Here is a 1145-nt window from a genome sequence, read left to right on the forward strand (position 1 = left end):
AGTTGCGTGGTTCAGCAACTAAGTTAGCAAACTTTTACGAACCCGTGAAAATTCCGCAGGAATTTTCGCAAGTAGGCTAGAACAAAGCAATTAATTATACACGGTGTTAGCAACAGATTTTATTTGATTAATTCATTAATGTTCAAGTTCAATGTCAAAATGAATGCAATAAAATTCAGTTTATCAGAATCATCTGAGAGTAAATTGGAAAGACCTGCGTCGAATTTAGCTTCTATTGAGAGATAGTTGTTTAAATTCGTTCCTGCTCCTAATTGAGCTCCAAAAGTAGTAGAATTAAATATTTCTTTTAAATCAGCCCCATCCGATTCAGCTGAAGTCAGAATAGATATTTTTGGTCCTCCTATTAAATAAAATCCTTTAAAATATTCGTCATTAAATGAGTATTTTAAGTTTGGCGTATGAACAACAAAATTCATTTTTATATCATTCTCAATTGCAGTTACAAGTTTGTTGTTTGTGTATACTATATCAGACTTAAGTCCAAGTTTGTTTGAAAAAGAATAGTCAAGATAAGCTCCTCCGTAAAAGTTTGTAACTCCAGAATTATCTACAAGGTTTAATGCCGACGCACCATCACTGTATGTAGAGGTCATATTTCCACCAAGCACAAGACCAAAATTCAAATCCTGTCCATAAATAGTTGCTGTAATAAAGAATAGAATTAAGTTTAAATAGTTGTTTTTCATTGAAATACGATTATGGTTTAATTTGTTGCTAACGTGTTTGTGTATGGTTAGTTGCGTGGTTCAGCAACTAATTTAGCAAACTTTTACGAACCTGTGAATATTCCGCAGGAATATTCGCAAGTAGGCAAGAACCAAGCAATTAATTATACACGGCTTAAGTTAGCAATTAAATAAAAACACTAAATTAAGATTTATAAATTAGAAAGAACAAAAGAGAGGAGTAAGGTTATTATATACGCAGAGACTTCAGATCTCGTCAACATTGAAAATCCCCTCTCTTTTCTACACAGATTTCGTACAGTTCTATGAGGCTTTAAGACCTCGATTTTAAGTCGTTGAAACTCGCGTAGATTGTCCTTTAAAAAAAACATTTCTTATGAATAAAGATATTAAATATTTTGGAATAGACATTAGCCATTTGGTTTTTGATGTCACAGA

At 32.2% G+C, this 1145-nt stretch carries 1 protein-coding gene; it reads right to left on the bottom strand.

Going from position 1 to position 1145, the window contains the following annotated elements:
* Positions 1 to 119 precede the first annotated feature (119 nt).
* Positions 120 to 707 carry an outer membrane beta-barrel protein gene (locus tag HM982_RS18400; RefSeq protein WP_179354777.1) on the bottom strand — a complete coding sequence of 196 codons (588 nt, stop codon included), beginning with the start codon at positions 705 to 707 and terminating at the stop codon, positions 120 to 122.
* Between the last annotated feature and the right edge of the window lie 438 nt (positions 708 to 1145).

The sequence above is a fragment of the Winogradskyella vidalii genome (assembly GCF_013403955.1).
Classification (GTDB): domain Bacteria; phylum Bacteroidota; class Bacteroidia; order Flavobacteriales; family Flavobacteriaceae; genus Winogradskyella; species Winogradskyella vidalii.

Excerpts from the sequence above, each read along its gene's own strand:
- HM982_RS18400 (WP_179354777.1), bottom strand. The coding sequence starts at position 707 with ATGAAAAACAACTATTTAAACTTAATTCTATTCTTTATTACAGCAACT.